This is a genomic window from Blautia faecis (genome assembly GCF_020554845.1).
GTDB classification, from domain to species: Bacteria; Bacillota; Clostridia; order Lachnospirales; family Lachnospiraceae; genus Blautia_A; species Blautia_A faecis.
The window spans coordinates 1-16,905 of the sequence record NZ_JAJCIA010000058.1 but is presented as its reverse complement, the minus strand read 5'-3'; the positions used below and the strand labels follow the sequence as shown (position 1 = coordinate 16,905).

General features: G+C 44.5%; 12 protein-coding genes. 10 read left to right on the top strand and 2 right to left on the bottom strand.

All coding sequences use genetic code 11. From position 1 onward, the window contains the following. Positions 1–67: 67 nt before the first annotated feature. Both LIZ66_RS17635 and trmB read right to left on the bottom strand, forming a co-directional pair. Positions 68–3,553 carry a DEAD/DEAH box helicase gene (locus LIZ66_RS17635; RefSeq protein WP_227201134.1) on the bottom strand — a complete coding sequence of 1,162 codons (3,486 nt, stop codon included), beginning with the start codon at positions 3,551–3,553 and terminating at the stop codon, positions 68–70. A 243-nt stretch (positions 3,554–3,796) separates the two neighbouring features. Next, positions 3,797–4,450 carry a tRNA (guanosine(46)-N7)-methyltransferase TrmB gene (gene trmB, locus LIZ66_RS17630; protein ID WP_118579347.1) on the bottom strand — a complete coding sequence of 218 codons (654 nt, stop codon included), beginning with the start codon at positions 4,448–4,450 and terminating at the stop codon, positions 3,797–3,799. 503 nt (positions 4,451–4,953) lie between these two features. Between trmB and LIZ66_RS17625 the strand changes: the two genes are divergently transcribed. The 10 genes from LIZ66_RS17625 (at position 4,954) to LIZ66_RS17580 (ending at position 16,302) form a co-directional block, all read left to right on the top strand. Beyond that, the gene (locus tag LIZ66_RS17625) at positions 4,954–5,274 is read left to right on the top strand and encodes a hypothetical protein (RefSeq protein WP_118579350.1); all 321 of its coding nucleotides are present in this window, start codon (positions 4,954–4,956) and stop codon (positions 5,272–5,274) included. After that, a complete protein-coding gene (locus LIZ66_RS17620; RefSeq protein ID WP_118579353.1) occupies positions 5,274–6,317 on the top strand; it encodes a V0D/AC39 family V-type ATPase subunit in 1,044 nt (347 codons plus the stop codon). The genes LIZ66_RS17625 and LIZ66_RS17620 overlap by 1 nt, the downstream gene beginning before the upstream one ends. An 18-nt stretch (positions 6,318–6,335) precedes the next feature. Next, the gene (locus LIZ66_RS17615; RefSeq protein ID WP_173736221.1) at positions 6,336–8,306 is read left to right on the top strand and encodes a V-type ATP synthase subunit I; all 1,971 of its coding nucleotides are present in this window, start codon (positions 6,336–6,338) and stop codon (positions 8,304–8,306) included. Positions 8,307–8,393: 87 nt separating this feature from the next. Then, positions 8,394–8,825: an ATP synthase subunit C gene (locus LIZ66_RS17610; RefSeq protein ID WP_118579356.1), complete on the top strand. Its 432-nt coding sequence runs from the start codon at positions 8,394–8,396 to the stop codon at positions 8,823–8,825. Between the two features lie 2 nt (positions 8,826–8,827). After that, the gene (locus LIZ66_RS17605) at positions 8,828–9,136 is read left to right on the top strand and encodes a V-type ATP synthase subunit F (protein WP_117851005.1); all 309 of its coding nucleotides are present in this window, start codon (positions 8,828–8,830) and stop codon (positions 9,134–9,136) included. A 17-nt stretch (positions 9,137–9,153) separates the two neighbouring features. Then, the gene (locus tag LIZ66_RS17600) at positions 9,154–9,741 is read left to right on the top strand and encodes a V-type ATP synthase subunit E (protein WP_227201135.1); all 588 of its coding nucleotides are present in this window, start codon (positions 9,154–9,156) and stop codon (positions 9,739–9,741) included. Continuing rightward, the gene (locus LIZ66_RS17595; protein ID WP_148462112.1) at positions 9,734–11,503 is read left to right on the top strand and encodes a V-type ATP synthase subunit A; all 1,770 of its coding nucleotides are present in this window, start codon (positions 9,734–9,736) and stop codon (positions 11,501–11,503) included. Before LIZ66_RS17600 ends, LIZ66_RS17595 begins: the two co-directional genes overlap by 8 nt. 18 nt (positions 11,504–11,521) lie before the next feature. After that, positions 11,522–12,904 (top strand): V-type ATP synthase subunit B, encoded by a 1,383-nt coding sequence (locus tag LIZ66_RS17590; RefSeq protein ID WP_118579365.1) that lies wholly within the window; start codon positions 11,522–11,524, stop codon positions 12,902–12,904. Between the two features lie 17 nt (positions 12,905–12,921). Beyond that, complete coding sequence (locus LIZ66_RS17585) at positions 12,922–13,542, top strand: V-type ATP synthase subunit D (RefSeq protein ID WP_118579368.1); 621 nt, start codon at positions 12,922–12,924, stop codon at positions 13,540–13,542. A 693-nt stretch (positions 13,543–14,235) separates the two neighbouring features. Then, a complete protein-coding gene (locus LIZ66_RS17580; RefSeq protein ID WP_227201136.1) occupies positions 14,236–16,302 on the top strand; it encodes a hypothetical protein in 2,067 nt (688 codons plus the stop codon). Positions 16,303–16,905 lie beyond the last annotated feature (603 nt).

The following is a 16,905-nucleotide window of genomic DNA, read 5'->3' as shown; positions in this document are numbered from 1 at the left end:
CACATTGTCCAAATGCGTCCGCATTGAAGAACTTTTAATCAACTAAATAGCAATAGTACCTTATTTCCTACAACAATTCCAGAATATCCTCCCTGCTCATACCACTCAGCTGTCCCATATCACCGCTGATGATCTGCTCTGCCAGATCCTGCTTTGCTTCCTGGAGCTTCTGGATCTTTTCTTCAATGGTATTGCGGGCGATGAGCTTGTACACGGTAACTTTCTTTGTCTGTCCGATACGGTGGGCACGGTCAGTGGCCTGATTCTGGACAGCCTGATTCCACCAGGGGTCATAGTGGATAACCACATCTGCACCTGTCAGATTCAGTCCAACGCCGCCTGCTTTCAGGGAAATGAGAAATACAGGAGTGGTATCAGAATTGAACTGTTTCACAAGCTCCTGTCGTTTCTGCTTGGAGGTTTCCCCAGTGATGATGTAATAAGGAATCCCCTCTTTTTCCAGTGCTGCCTGAAGAAGAGCCAGCATGGAAGTAAACTGGGAAAATAAAAGCATACGGTGCCCACCATCAATAGCACTCTGGATCAGCTGCATACAGCTCTCAGCCTTGGCAGATTCACCCCGGTAATTTTCAAAGCAAAGAGAAGGAGAGCAGCAGATCTGCCGCAGCTTCGTCAATTCAGCCAGAATCCACAATTTGTTTTTATTAAATTCGCCCTCGTCCTGCTGGGCAATTTTTTCCTTCATATGCACAACCTGGGCATCATACAGCTTCTGCTGCGCATCCTCAAATTTTACGTAACGGACTTCTTCCAGTTTTTCAGGAAGATCCTTCAACACATCCTCTTTCAGACGACGAAGAATAAATGGAGACACCATTTTCTGCAGACGGGTCATGGCAGACTCATCGTCGTTCTTTACGATCGGAGTTTCAAATTCCTTTTTAAAGGAATCATAACCGTAGAGAAATCCCGGCATTAAATAATCGAAAATGCTCCAAAGCTCACTGAGGCGGTTCTCAATTGGTGTTCCGGTAAGTGCGTAGCGGGTCTGGCTGTGGATCACCTTTACAGATTTGGCTGCTGCTGTTGTGTGATTCTTGATATACTGTGCCTCATCAATGATCTGGTATAAAAATTCTTTTTCCTCATACTGGTCAATATCTCTTTTTAAAAGATCGTAAGAGGTGATCAGAACATCGAAATCTGAGTACGTCTGAAGCTTTGCCTGACGCTCGGACTGACTTCCTGCGATCAGGGAAACTTTCAGCTGTGGGGCAAATCGGGCAAGCTCTTCACCCCAGTTGAAAACAAGGGCAGCAGGAGCTACTACCAGGGATGTGCCGGTTTTTCCTTCAAGCTTCGCTGCAAGAAGAACTGCGATTACCTGTAAGGTTTTTCCAAGGCCCATATCATCGGCGAGAATTCCGCCAAATTTCCATGCTTCCAGGGTACGCAGCCATTTATAACCGTTCTTCTGGTATTTTCGCATGATTCTGGAAAGGCTTTCCGGCTCTTCAAAATCGGCATCGTTAATGGTTTTGAAGCCTTTTACGATTTCACGGAAATGACGGTCGCGGTTGGCATATATGTTTTCGTTGCTCTCCAGCATCTGATCCAGATATAAGGTGCGGTATGCCGGAATGTGCATTTTTCCTTTGACAAATTCCTTTGGGGTGAGATGAAGGGTTTTCATCAGTTCTGCCAGCATTTCCAGGTTCTGCTCCTGAAGATTGACAAATTCGCCGCTTTTCAGCTTGTAATATTTTTTCTTCAGCTGATAGCTTTTCAGGATATCCAGAAGCTCCTGGCTGGAAATATCATCCGTGGAAATATTCAGATCCAGGAGTCCGCCGGATACGGACACACCAACGGAAACCTTTACAGTCTTTAAGGTGTGTCTGCTGCGGAAACGGTTGGTGCAGCGTACTTCGCCAAGCTCCATGAGGGCGGCAGTTCCAGACTCCATGATCTGATAGCTAAGTTCTTCGTCATGGTTGCAGTGAAGTACGTCAAAGTCGGGATCATAGTAAGGCAGCCATTCCATGGTCTGATCCAGCACACTGTTTTCCAGAGGAAAGTCACGGAACTGCTGGTCCGGGGAGATATCCTCATGAAGTAAAAGCTTTCCTACAGAGAATTCTCTTTTTCCATAAAAGGCGCTTACCTTGCAGATAACGTTATCGTTTTCCATGTCCAGATAAAATACGAAGTGTGCTTCAGGCGTGAGGTACTGTCTGAATTTCTCCGGATTTTCCTCCGTAATATCCGCCACTTCCTGAAGCTGGGGCAGCACATTGTGATAAAAATTGGACAGTGTATTACGCCCCATCTGGAAGTGGAATTCTCCATTTCTGGAAAGCGCTGTCAATGGACGGACCTTCTCCATAAAGGCCGGTTCGGTTTTACAGAAGCTGTCATCCTGGATAAAGTATGAAGAGTCCATACCCTGAAAAAGCTCTGGGATGTATCCCTTTACTGTGACACCGTCAAATTGCTTTTTGTCCTTAGAGGCATCCAGAATCCGTATGGAAATCCGTGGATTCCCTGTTTTGCAGTGAAGCTGGGCTTTTTTACGGGCTGCATCCGGAGTTTTATCTTCAAAATCTATTTTCTCACTGCCGACATTGTCGTAAAAACTGTCCAGACGCCAGCCAAAAAGATCCAGAGAATTGCCAACATTAAATTTTTTTGGCAAATAGATGCCGGAATTCTGGATTTTGTCTACAAACTGCTCTTCCTCGCGGACAATCCGGTCAATATAGCGGATCCATTTGCGGCTCTCCTCTGTGAAATCCTGCGTTTTGTGGCTGATCTGGGTGCTGGTTCCATACTGAACGGTCTCACCGTTGCGAACCTGACGGCAGAAGTCATCCAGTTTTTTTACCACGAACATTTTGGAAGTTCCTACCTTAAAAGAAACGGAAAGCTTATTGTCATTCTGTGTCAGTCTTGGAACCAGGGAAACACTTGGAGAAACCTGGGCTGGTGTTTCTTTCTGGTCATTTTTGAGCTGTCCTCTGCGATAGGAGTTTAGCAGATAGTCTCCGTTCATGTCGGTGGCATCCGAAAAATTGCTGTGGTTTACATAATCACGAATATAGAAGGCAAGTGCAGCTGTATACTGGCACCTGGAATTATCAGAATACCAGCCCCAGTATTTTCTGTGGCATTCCGGGCATCCGCATCTTGCATAAGTAACTTCCTCGTGAGAGAAAAGAAGGGTGACGCCGAAGATATCTCTGCCAGTCTGGAAGGTTGCTTCAATCTGGCCAAGGCGCTGACCGTTCATCCTGTCGTAGCCGCAGGAAATATCTGTGACATTCATTTTCTGCTGGCGATAGATGGATTCCCCGTTTTTTCGGTCTTTGGGGGCAAGCTTTAGGGATTCAAGAATTTTGTCGCCGTCAAAGTAGCTGTAATTTTCCAGCTGCTGGATATTTCCTTCTAATGAGGAATCGTCGTCTGCGTCACTGTCATTCTGGGAACCGCCAAGAAGCTGGTACGTTTCGTTACGCTTTTGTTTTTCCAGCTCTTCCTGACGTTTGCGCTCTTCCGTTTCTTTCTTTTTCACTTCTGTCGGAGAATTTTTCATTTGTTTGGCTTCCTTTTTATGATTTTTCTTTGTTGTTTTTATCCTTGGGAAACATGCTGTCCAGCAGTTTGGACAGTTCATTGGCATGCTTTTTTATGCCGGAGAAGGGATTGCTTCTGTTTTTATGTTCATAGCCAAATTGAGCAGCAAATTTTTGCAAAGATCTGGTTCGCTTCATATAAAAAACTCCTGCCAGATATTTCTTCCTTATAATATGAAAAGAAATACAGCAAGGTGAAACATTTAACGACGAATGATCATCTTACAGATCGGATTTCCCATAGAGGAAAATTTTTCCTCATATTCGGTCATTACATTTCCAATCATCATTTCTTCGTTATGGTGGAGGTCAAAGGTGTGAGCTTCCAGTTTCCATCCTGCTTCCGGGACTTCTTCCAGGGAAAAGTCGAACAGGCCGCGGTTGTCAGTTTTGAACTCGATGGTTCCGTCTTCTTTCAGAATCTTGTCGTAGCGGGAAAGAAACTCCCGGGAGGTAAGGCGGCGGGAAGCGTGGCGGGCCTTAGGCCAAGGATCAGAGAAGTTCAGATAGATTCTGGAAACCTCGCCTTTTTCAAAAACTTCGGGAAGAAGTCTTGCATCCATGCGCATGAATTTTAAATTAGAAAGCTCCTGTCCTTCTTCTGCAAGGGCTTCTTTCTTCTGAATGGCACGAAGGAGTACGCTGTCATACATTTCGATTCCGATATAGTTGATCTCCGGATGGAGCTTCGCCATATCCATAAGAAAGCGGCCTTTTCCCATGCCAACCTCCAGATGGACAGGCTGATGCTGTGGGAAAACCTTGTCCCAGTTTCCCTTATTCTCCTGGGGATTCTGGATCACGTAGATACTTTCTGCAATTGCGTCTTTGGCGCCTGGTATATTTCTAAGTCGCATAGGTTCCTCCTGTAATTATATTTATAGCTGTATGAAACTGATTCCGGCTCTTTGCAAAAGTTTACCGGGTGGTAAAAAATGCTTGTCAGAATCAGCTGAAATTGTATTCATTCTTAACAAAACTACTATACATGATTTCCTGCTTTTCCGCAATAATATTGATATCGTGATTTTTCAAACACATTCTATGTCAGGGGGAAAACGCAAAGTTCTTTTAATTGAAAAAACTGACTAATTTTGACTGAATATGAAATGCGTCAATAAGAAAAGTAAACGGAAAAATGTGGGAGAACTCTGTATAAATATGCATTTTCTTCCTATTTATAATTAATACGTGTACCTAGTATAAAATTTCGATATGACAGGAATTGATAAGATCGTTAATTTTTAGTCAAAACATCTGGAATTGTATTGAATTTTTGTGAAAATTTTAGGCAAAGTTTGACTGGTATTTTCATCAAAATGGGTGTAAGATACTTAAAACTTGAAAAAGGAGGGGAAAAATGGAACAGATAATCGGTAAGTTATCCGAGATAGAGACAACTGCAGAGACCATTATGAAGGATGCACTGCAGAAGAAGAAAGCTCTTTCAGCTGAGATGGAAAGGCAGTCCAAGGAATTCGACACCCAGCTGGAGAAACAGACAGAAGAGCAGATTAAGGAAATTCGCCGGAATCTTGAGGGTGAGAAGGATAAGCGCCTGTCATCCCTGCGGGAAGACACTCAGGCTGCCTTAAGTCAGCTGGACGCTTACTATGCGAAGAATCACGAACGCCTTTCCAGAGAAATTTTTGAAAAGATCATTCAGGAGGAAGTGATGTAATGGGAAGCGTTCTTTCCTACAGCGGAATTTCCACGAAAATACGCGCTATGAGCAGTCATCTGGTGACAGATGAACAGCTTCAGGAAATCGTCCGCTTTTCGGACGTTCCACAGGTAGCCGCTTATTTGAAGAAAACGCCGGAATATGCGAAAGCATGGTCAGACCTTGATGAGAATAATCTTCACCGAGGTGAGATCGAGAAGCTTCTGAAGAAATCCATTTTCGGAAATTTCTCCCGCATTTACAATTTTGCAAACAAGGAGCAGCGCAAGTTCCTGGCACTTTATTCCAAGCGCTACGAAATCCGTGTTCTGAAAGAGATCATGACAAATCTCTTTGATCACAGAAGCACCGATCCTGTGGATATGAGTCCTTACCGCGACTTTTTCCTGCACCATTCCAAGCTGGACATTGACAGAGTGGCAGGTGCCGGAAATATGGATGAGTTCATGACAGCCCTGAAGGGCAATGAATTCTATGCTCCGCTTCAGAGCGTATATGAGAACGGCAATGGACTTTTATTTGACTACGGAATGGCTCTTGATCTTTATTATTTTAATCAGATCTGGAGTGTCCGCAAAAAGTTATTCAAGGGAAACGATCTGGACGAGATCACCAAGGCTTATGGTGAGAAGTTTGATATGCTGAATCTGCAGTTTATCCTGCGATCCAAGCGTTATTACAAAATGGAGCCGGCAGCCATCTACGCACAGCTGATTCCCGTGAATTATAAACTAAAGAAAGAAGAAATCACAGCTCTGGTGGAAGCTACCAGCAAAGAAGAAGGTGAGCAGATCTTTTCCCGTACCTGGTACGGCAGGAAATATCAGCAGCTGAACCTGATCTCCATGGAGGAGCTTTATAATAGTCTGCTCCGTACCGTGCTTGAGAAAGAGGCTCGCAAGGATCCTTATTCAGTAGCTGTTTTGTATTCTTATCTTTACCACAAAGAGCATGAGGTAAACCGTCTGACCATCGCACTGGAGTGTGTTCGTTACCAGGTTGATCCGGACGAGGCAATGCATTATGTTCACAACAATTAGTAACCCGGAGGTAGCAATGTGATTGAGAAAATGAAATTTGTCAGCATTACCGGGCCAAGAGAGGATATCGACCGAGTTGTAAATAATTACCTCAGCCGGTATGAGATTCATCTGGAGAATGCTCTTACTGAGCTCACAGATGTGAAGAATCTTTCTCCTTATCTTGAAATCAATCCTTATAAAGAAGCTTTAAGCACAGTCGGAAGCTTCTATGAAGAGGTTGAGAACCCGGAGCAGGCTTCTGCGAAGAAGCTGCCAATCGAAAAAGCTCTCTCTTTCGTACAGCAGATCAAAGATGAAGCGGATGTCCTTAACAAGACCCGTCAGGAACTGGAAGAGAAACGTGATTCTCTGTCAGAATCACTTCGTATTATCTATCCGTTCCGAAATGTAGACTTTGATGTGCAGTCAATCCTGAAAATGCGTTATATCCATTATCGCTTTGGACGGATCGAGAAAGATTATTTCGATAAATTTAAAACATACATTTATGATAATCTGGATACGATTTTCATTAAATGTGATGAAGATGACCGTTATATCTGGGGAATTTATTTTGTTCCCGTTCATGAAGCGCAGCGGATCCATGCCGTATATTCTGCTATGCACTTTGAAAAAATCTTTGTACCGGATCAGTATGATGGAACTGCCAAAGCTGCATACACAGCACTTGAAGCGCAGTACAAGAAAACAATTGCAGATCTTGATGCAAACAAAGCGGCAAGAAAAGCTTTCTTCAGAAAAAATGCATCCGACATTGTTTCCTGCAAACATACACTTTCCCAGTTTTCACGGAACTTTGATATCCGTAAACTGGCAGCATGCACACATGGGGACAATAAGGGAGAGGCAGCAGCCGATTATAAGCCGAAGGAACCATTTTATATCCTTTGTGGCTGGATGACAGAGAAGGATGCCAAAGCTTTCCAGAATGATATTTCCGGAGATTCCCGTATTTTCTGTCTGATTGATGAGAATGAGCAGGAGGATGCCCATAAGACACCGCCTACCAAGCTGAAGAACCCCAAGCTTTTCAAGCCATTCGAAATGTACACCAAAATGTATGGCCTTCCGGCTTATGGAGAGATGGATCCAACCTGGTTTATCGCCATCACTTATTCCTTTATTTTCGGCGCAATGTTCGGAGATGCAGGACAGGGTCTGGTTTTATTGATCGGCGGATATCTTCTTTACAGATTCAAGCATATTGATCTTGCCGGAATCATCAGCTGTGCAGGTATCTTTTCCACATTCTTTGGCTTCATGTTCGGCAGCGTCTTCGGATTTGAAGATATTATAGAGCCTGTATGGTTAAGGCCTATGGATGCCATGATGAATGTGCCTTTTATCGGAAAACTGAATACCGTATTTATTATCGCTATTGGCTTTGGTATGGGAATCATTCTTCTGTGCATGATTTTTAATATTATGAATTCCCTGAAAGCAAAGGATACAGAGAAAGTATGGTTTGATACCAACTCTGTTGCAGGTCTTGTATTCTATGGATCCGCAGTGATTGTAATTGCATTGTTCATGACAGGCCATAAGCTTCCTGGCGGTATTGTTCTTTGCATTATGTTTATCCTTCCGCTGCTTGTAATGTTCTTAAAAGAGCCTCTTACAAACCTTGTGGAAAAGAAGCCGGCAGCTTTTGAAGGCGGTGTGGGAATGTTTATTGTTCAGGGATTTTTCGAGATGTTCGAAGTCCTTTTGAGCTATTTCTCCAACACACTTTCTTTCGTGCGTATCGGAGCTTATGCAGTCAGCCATGCAGCTATGATGCAGGTTGTACTGATGCTGGCCGGTGCTGAGAACGGAAGCCCGAACTGGGTAGTGATTGTTCTCGGAAATATTTTCGTATGCGGTCTTGAGGGTCTGATCGTTGGTATCCAGGTACTGAGACTTGAGTATTACGAGATGTTTAGCCGTTTCTACAAAGGAAGCGGAAGAAAATTCGAGCCGTTCCGTTCTGACGCGGAGGCAAAGTAAACTGCCGCTGGTAGTGAAATATTTATCAAATGTCTCTGTGAAATGCAGTGACATTACAAATGTTAAAACACGAGGAGGTCAATTATCATGACAGTTATGACACAGATTATTTTAGCAGTAGCGCTTGTATTAAGCATTATCGTTCCATTTGGTTACTATTTCATCGGCGAGAAGAGCCGTGGACGTTACAAAACAACAATCGCAACAAACGCATTTTTCTTCTTTGGTACCATGTTAGTAGCAGCAATGGTTATGTTTGCAGGAAGCTCTTCTGTACAGGCTGCAACAGGCGCTGATGCAGGTATTGCAACAGGTCTTGGATATATTGCAGCAGCTCTTGTTACAGGTCTTTCCTGTATTGGTGGTGGTATTGCCGTAGCCAGTGCGGCAAGTGCAGCTCTTGGTGCAATCAGCGAGGATCAGAGCATTCTTGGTAAATCCCTTATCTTCGTAGGTCTTGCCGAAGGTGTTGCTCTTTACGGTCTGATCATTTCCTTCATGATCATCGGTAAATTATAATTATGAAAATGTTTTTGATCAGTGACAACATCGATACCTGCACAGGGATGAGACTGGCAGGTGTGGAAGGCGTGGTAGTCCATGAGCGTGACGAACTGAAGGACGCTCTGGAAAAAGCAATCGCCAACAAGGAAATCGGGATTCTCCTCCTGACCGAGAAATTCGGCAGGGAGTTTCCCCAGATCGTGGACGATGTAAAGCTGAACCATAAAACGCCTTTGATCATCGAAATCCCTGACAGGCATGGTACAGGCCGCAAACCTGATTTTATTACCGGATATGTTAACGAAGCCATTGGCTTAAAGTTATAGGCAGGAGAAGACCAAGCATGACAATTGAAGAAAAACTGCAGCATTTCTACGACACTTCCGTTGCGGAAGCCCAGACAGAGGCTGAGAATACACTGGAAGCACATAAGAAGAGTCTGGAAGAAATGTTTGAAAAGCATAAAGAATCAAGAAAAATGGATGCCGAGGCACAGATCAAGGCAGAGACAGAAAATGCTACCCGAGAGGTAAACAAGGCACTTTCTGCTGAGCAGCTGACTTTAAGACGTGACTGGACAGCCAAACAGACAGAGCTTAAAAACGAGCTTTTTGTAGAGGTTAAGAATCATCTGGAGAATTTCATGGAGAGTCCTGCGTATCAGGATTATCTGTGCAGCAGAATCCAGAAGGCAAGAGAATTTGCAGGAAATGATGAGATTTTTATCTATCTTTCCTCTGAAGATACAGCATTACAGCGCTCTATTGTAGCAAAGACCGGATTCACAGTTGAGATTTCCGATGAACCGTTTATGGGTGGTATCAAAGCCACAATCCCGGCTAAAAACATCCTGATCGACAACTCTTTCCTGAGTGCTTATGAGAAGCTGAAAAAAGAATTCAAATTTGACGGAGGGCTGAGCCATGAATAAAACAGGTATTATCTACGGCGTTAACGGTCCTGTTATTTATCTGAAAGGCGACCCGGGATTTAAGATTTCCGAGATGGTTTATGTTGGACCTGAGAAGCTGGTCGGTGAGGTCATTGGTCTGAAAAAGGGTATGACTACCGTACAGGTTTTCGAGGAGACAACAGGACTGAAGCCAGGTGATACAGTAATGGGAACAGGCGATGCTATTTCCGTTCTTCTGGGACCTGGAATCATTCATAACATTTTCGACGGTATCCAGCGTCCTCTGGAGGAGATCGCAAAATCCTCCGGAAAATATATTTCCCGTGGTGTAAGTGTTGATTCCCTTGATACTGCTAAGAAATGGGATGTTCATGTAACTGTTAAAGTTGGAGATATGGTAAGCGCAGGTACTATCATTGCCGAGACTCAGGAAACAGCTTCCATTCTTCATAAATCCATGGTTCCGCCAACAATTGGAGAGGCTGAGGTTATCAAGGCAGTTCCGGACGGAGCATACACTATCCTTGATCCGATTGTAACGGTTCGTCTTTCTGACGGCAGCGAGCGTGACATCGCTCTTGCACAGAAATGGCCCATCCGTGTGCCAAGACCTACCTACAAACGTTTCCCTGCAAGTGTGCCGCTTGTAACCGGACAGCGTATTCTGGATACCCTTTTTCCAATTGCAAAGGGTGGTACAGCAGCGATTCCTGGCGGTTTCGGTACTGGAAAAACCATGACACAGCACCAGATCGCAAAGTGGTCTGACGCAGATATCATTATCTATATTGGATGTGGTGAGCGTGGAAACGAGATGACACAGGTTCTGGAGGACTTCAGTAAACTGATCGACCCGAAATCCGGAAACCTGATGATGGACCGTACCACTCTGATCGCCAATACATCAAACATGCCTGTTGCAGCCCGTGAGGCTTCTATTTATACAGGTGTTACACTGGCTGAGTATTATCGTGACATGGGTTATGACGTTGCCATCATGGCAGACTCCACTTCCCGTTGGGCTGAGGCTCTTAGAGAGTTATCCGGACGTCTGGAGGAAATGCCTGCCGAGGAAGGTTTCCCGGCTTATCTGGCTTCCAAGCTTTCCGCTTTCTATGAGCGAGCTGGTATGATGCAGAACTTAAATGGAACCGAAGGTTCCGTATCTATTATTGGTGCGGTTTCCCCACAGGGTGGTGACTTCTCTGAGCCTGTTACACAGAATACAAAGCGTTTCGTCCGCTGCTTCTGGGGACTGGATAAATCTCTGGCTTATGCCCGTCATTTCCCGGCTATCCACTGGCTCACAAGCTATAGTGAGTACCTGGAGGATTTAAGTCCATGGTACAGAGATAATGTTTCCGCTAAATTTGTAAGCGACCGTAATCAGCTGATGGCGATTCTGAACCAGGAGAGCTCTCTGATGGAAATCGTTAAGCTGATCGGTAGTGATGTTCTTCCGGATGATCAGAAGCTGACTCTGGAGATCGCAAGGGTTATCCGTCTTGGATTCCTTCAGCAGAATGCGTTCCATGCAGAGGATACCTGTGTACCGATGAGCAAGCAGTTCAATATGATGGAGATCATCCTTTATCTGTACGAGAAGTGCCGCTCCCTTGTAAATCAGGGAATGCCGGTTTCCGTACTGAAGGAGGACAATATTTTTGAGCGTGTTATTGCTATCAAATATGATGTTCCGAATAACAAACCTGAGATGTTTGACCAGTATAAGGCTGACATCGACAGATTCTATGATAACGTATTAGAGAGAAACGGCTGATAGGGAGGTAAGTTTTTTATGGCAATCGAATATTTAGGCCTTAGTGAAATAAACGGCCCTCTTGTAGTTCTGGAAGGCGTTAAAAACGCTTCCTACGAGGAAATCGTCTCCTTCCGTATGGATGACGGTACCGAAAAGCTTGGCCGTATTATTGAAATATACGAAGATAAAGCAGTAATTCAGGTTTTCGAGGGTACAGATAATATGTCCCTTGGAAACACTCATACACGTCTTAGCGGTCATCCTATGGAAATCGGGCTCTCCCCGGAAATCCTGGGACGTACCTTTAACGGTATTGGACAGCCAATCGATGGGCTGGGCGAGATCACACCGGAGGTAAGCCTGAACATCAATGGTCTGCCGCTGAACCCGGTTACCCGTGAGTATCCGCGTAACTACATCAATACCGGTATTTCTGCAATTGATGGTCTGACCACCCTGATTCGTGGACAGAAGCTTCCGATTTTCTCCGGAAACGGTCTTCCACATGATAAGCTGGCGGCACAGATCGTGCGTCAGGCATCTCTGGGTGCTGATTCCGATGAAAATTTCGCCATTGTGTTTGCTGCAATGGGTGTTAAGTATGATGTTGCAGAGTTTTTCCGCAGAACATTTGAGGAGAGCGGTGCTTCCGATCATGTTGTTATGTTCCTGAACCTGGCAAATGATCCGACTGTTGAGCGTCTTCTGACTCCGAAGATTGCCCTGACTGCAGCAGAGTATCTTGCTTTTGAAAAAGGTATGCATATTCTGGTTATTCTTACAGATATCACTTCTTTCTGTGAGGCAATGCGTGAGGTTTCTTCTTCCAAAGGTGAGATTCCTTCCCGTAAAGGTTATCCTGGATATCTTTACAGTGAGCTTGCTACTTTATATGAGCGTGCAGGTATTGTTTCCGGTGGTACAGGTTCTGTTACACAGATCCCGATTCTGACCATGCCTAATGATGATATTACCCATCCGATCCCTGACCTTACCGGTTACATTACTGAGGGTCAGATTGTTCTGGACAGACAGCTTCATGGACAGGGTATTTACCCGCCAATCAATGTTCTGCCGTCTCTTTCCCGTCTGATGAAGGATGGTATTGGTGAGGGCTTCACAAGAGCGGACCATCAGGACGTTGCCAACCAGCTGTTTTCCTGTTATGCAAAGGTTGGAGATGCGAGAGCCCTTGCTTCTGTTATTGGTGAGGATGAGCTTTCTCCTCTGGATAAGAAGTATCTGCAGTTTGGTAAGGCATTTGAGGCTGAGTTTGTCGGTCAGACAGATACAGAGAACAGAAGTATTATTGATACTCTGAATAAGGGCTGGGAGCTTCTTGGTATGCTTCCGAAGGATGAGCTTGACCGTATTGATACCAAGATTCTGGATCAGTATTATCACGAGACTACCAAATAAAGTGTGAGGTGACTTGAATGGATCCGAATACCTTTCCTACCAAGGGTAATTTAATTCTGGCTAAAAATTCACTTGCTCTTTCCCGTCAGGGTTATGAACTGATGGATAAGAAGCGTAATATTCTGATTCGTGAGATGATGAATCTGGTTGATCAGGCGAAGGATATCCAGGGACAGATTGATGAAACGTTCCGAACTGCGTATGAGGCTTTGCAGAAAGCGAATATGGAGATGGGTATCGCGTTTGTGGATCAGATTTCCCATACGGTGCCGGTGGAGAATTCTATCCGTATTAAGACACGTAGTGTTATGGGTACGGAGATTCCGCTGGTAGAGTATGATAAGTCGGGAAATGTGCCGACATATGCTTATTATAGTACGAAGATGTCTCTGGATGAGGCGAAGGCGGCTTTTGAGAGGGTGAAGGAGCTTTCCATTAAGCTGTCTATGATTGAGAATTCGGCGATTCGGCTGGCTAGTAATATTAAGAAGACTCAGAAGAGGGCGAATGCGCTGAAGAATATTACGATTCCGAAGTTCGAGGCTCTGACCAAGGATATTTCCAATGCTTTGGAGGAGAAGGAGAGAGAGGAATTTACCAGACTTAAGGTTATTAAGAGAATGAAGCAGGGTGCGTGATGGCGCCCTGTTTTTTTTCTGTCATTAAGGTACGTGAGAGGAAGGTGGTGTCGGCTGGGAGCGATGCCAAAATGGGCGTTTGACTGCGTCGCCTATTGTCCCTAAGAATTGCAAACTCGCCCTTGCAGGGCTCAGACAGTGCAATTCTTAGGGACGCTATACTCGTCAAACGCCCATTTTGGCAAAGCCCCCAGCCGACACCACCTTCCTCTCACTGTGTACTGGCGAAGGGGAAAACAGGACGGCGGCTGCAGGTGGGAGTAGTTGAAGGAGGGGAGGAAGTGACGCAGCGCCTGGGAAGAGAGGCGGATGGTAATTACGTTTGCTTAGCGTTGTGTACTGGTAGGAAACGTTGGCTGATTCCTTTTGGGGAGATTTTCGTGTTTACTATATTCTATTCTTTTGTATATTTTTAGTCAGCTTTCTTCTTGAGTTCTGTCAAAAATCATTTCTGTTATGTGTATTTTTTGAGTGGAGTATATTTCGACTGAATTTGGTTGTTGCGGCATATTCTTTTGGTGGAGTTCACAGTTTCTTACCAGGTTGACCATGGAATGAACACAGTTTTCCCATTAATTGCACACATTTGGTCTGTATATTATTAGCCATAAGGAACACAAAACAAAATGATCCGGATGGAGAGAATGAGGATTTCGGAAGGGTTGAATGAATACAGAAAGGAAATGAATGGGTATGAAACGTAGATATTTAGCTGTTTTAATGGGAATTATGGTAGCAACAACTTCTGTTCCGGCTATGGTTTATGCGGAGGATAGTAAGACGGAGACGGCTGCGGATGCGGCGAATGATGAAAGTGGTGAGGCGGCTGCTTCGGATGAGAATGGTGATGAGAGTCAGGAGAATGTGGTACTTGGTGAGGTTAAGTCGGTTTCTGATTCGGAGATTACCATTGCAGTTGGGACTATGAAAGAGATGGGTCAGCCTGGTGGAGATGGACAGAATGGCGGAGCACCGGATGGAAATGGCCAGGGCGGGGATGCGCCTTCTATGTTGGATCTGACTGGCGAGGAGCAGACGATTACAATTACTGCGGATACAGTGATCACAAAGCAGGCAGGCGGTATGCAGCCTGGCGGAGATGGACAGAATGGCGGTGCGCCAGAGAAGCCGGAAGGTGATGGACAGAGTTCTGATTCTTCTGATGGAGCAAGTGACAGTCAGGACGCAGCTGACGATAACCAGGAAAGTGAGAATACAGATAGCCAGGACGGAGAAGAGCCGGAAAAACCAGACGGTAACGGACAGTCCGCAGAGGCTGAGGATATTTCACTTTCTGACATTCAAGAGGGCGATATCGTTTCTATCACTTTAGATGAGGATGGAAATGCTGCTTCCATTACTGTAATGTCCATGGAAATGGGCGGTCAGGGCCAGCCTGGCGGTGATGGACAAGGCGCTTCAGGACAGGGAGGCCCTGATGGCCAGTCTCAGGGTGTGGACAGTTATACGGCAGCAAATGAGTATACAGAAGATACAACTGTATCAAATGAGACAATTGAGTCAACAGGAACTGACGAGAATGCAGCATTGATTTCTTCAGGTGCAAGTGTTACTCTTGATAATGATACTATTACTAGAACTTCCGAGGACAGCAAGGGCGGAGACAATTCCAGCTTCTATGGTGTAGGAGCTGCTGTTCTGGCAACAGATGGTACTGCTTATGTGAAAGATGGCAGCGTGACTACAGATGCAGCAGGTGGTGCAGGGCTTTTTGCATATGATGATGGAACTGTATATGCTTCTGGTACAACTGTAGAAACGACTCAGGATACCTCTGGTGGTGTTCATGTAGCTGGCGGTGGGACTCTTTACGGATGGGACTTGGATGTAGAGACAAACGGTGAGTCTTCTGCTGCAATCCGAAGTGACAGAGGCGGCGGAACAATGGTGCTCGATGGTGGAAATTATGTTTCCAACGGTGTTGGTTCTCCTGCTATTTACAGTACAGCAGACATTGCAGTAAGCAATGCCAGCCTTACAGCAAATGGTTCGGAGGCAGTTTGCATTGAAGGTCTGAATTCTATTCATCTTTATGACTGTGATCTCACTGGAAATATGAGTGATCTGGATCAGAACGACAATACCTGGACTGTAATCCTTTACCAGAGCATGTCTGGTGATTCTGAGGTTGGTAACAGTACCTTCCAGATGGATGGCGGCAGCCTGACTTCTGAGAACGGCGGTGTGTTTTATACAACCAATACAGAGAGTACGATTACTTTAAATAACGTGGATATTAACTATAACGATGACAATGAATTTTTCCTGCAGTGCACAGGTAACACCAACCAGAGAGGCTGGGGACAGTCTGGGGTTAACGGAGCTGACTGTCACTTTACAGGAATCAGTCAGGATATGCAGGGAGATGTGATCTGGGATTCTATCAGTGATCTTGACTTTTATCTCACAGAAGGCAGCAGCCTGACAGGTGCAGTTGTAGATGATGAGAGCTATGCAGGCGAAGGCGGAGAGGGATACTGCAACGTTTATATAAGCGCAGATTCCACCTGGACTGTAACTGGCGACAGTACTGTCTCATCTCTGGAAAATGAGGGAACAATTGTAGATAGTAATGGAAAAACTGTAACAATTCAGGGTACAGACGGAACTGTGTATGTACAGGGCGACAGCGAGTACACCATTACAACTGGTTTCTACAGCGACACAGCAGATATGTCTGGAGCAACGGCAATCCAGGATCAGAGTGTTTATACAGTTGAGAAACCGGATCAGCTTTAAAATTGGATAAAGAAACTCTCCAATTTGAAGATTATGGGCTTGATGAGTTATAAGAAAAAACACTGGGCTACACTTTATTGTGGCTCAGTGTTTTTTCGTTAAAAGAAGAGTGAACCTGAATTATAAAAATCCCGGTCAGAAAAGAAATATCAAGACAGTTCTTTTCTAAAGACCGGGATTTTTTATGTTAAATTTATAATCAAATTCGAATTCTCCGACGTAAGCAACTTCCGAAAATTCTCCTAAAAAGAAGGAGGGCCGGACCTTTTGGCCCGGCAAGTATGAAAAAGAAAAAGTATATTTATAATCTATGTAAAAAAGCTTTCGCTTTATTTGTTTATTAATATACGCGGAATTTGTGATGAATCTGTGAGAACAAATTGAAAAATATATGAGGAAAATCTAAAGAACTTATAAACTGGAACGCACCTGAAGTGACCGGCATAGGAATATACAGTATGAAAAAGCTGTGCATTCAAACTTAATTTCATGGTGATAAAATCTATCTACGATATATTGAAAATTTTATTCAGCTAAGAAAATTAGTCGTGTCAAGCGTTTTTGAAAATGTCCTAAAATAATTGAAGTATTAGCCCCGGCTTT

Coding starts and splice junctions, on each gene's coding strand:
- LIZ66_RS17635 (WP_227201134.1), bottom strand. CDS start 3,553: ATGAAAAATTCTCCGACAGAAGTGAAAAAGAAAGAAACGGAAGAGCGC.
- trmB (WP_118579347.1), bottom strand. CDS start 4,450: ATGCGACTTAGAAATATACCAGGCGCCAAAGACGCAATTGCAGAAAGT.
- LIZ66_RS17625 (WP_118579350.1), top strand. CDS start 4,954: ATGGAACAGATAATCGGTAAGTTATCCGAGATAGAGACAACTGCAGAG.
- LIZ66_RS17620 (WP_118579353.1), top strand. CDS start 5,274: ATGGGAAGCGTTCTTTCCTACAGCGGAATTTCCACGAAAATACGCGCT.
- LIZ66_RS17610 (WP_118579356.1), top strand. CDS start 8,394: ATGACAGTTATGACACAGATTATTTTAGCAGTAGCGCTTGTATTAAGC.
- LIZ66_RS17605 (WP_117851005.1), top strand. CDS start 8,828: ATGAAAATGTTTTTGATCAGTGACAACATCGATACCTGCACAGGGATG.
- LIZ66_RS17600 (WP_227201135.1), top strand. CDS start 9,154: ATGACAATTGAAGAAAAACTGCAGCATTTCTACGACACTTCCGTTGCG.
- LIZ66_RS17595 (WP_148462112.1), top strand. CDS start 9,734: ATGAATAAAACAGGTATTATCTACGGCGTTAACGGTCCTGTTATTTAT.
- LIZ66_RS17590 (WP_118579365.1), top strand. CDS start 11,522: ATGGCAATCGAATATTTAGGCCTTAGTGAAATAAACGGCCCTCTTGTA.
- LIZ66_RS17585 (WP_118579368.1), top strand. CDS start 12,922: ATGGATCCGAATACCTTTCCTACCAAGGGTAATTTAATTCTGGCTAAA.
- LIZ66_RS17580 (WP_227201136.1), top strand. CDS start 14,236: ATGAAACGTAGATATTTAGCTGTTTTAATGGGAATTATGGTAGCAACA.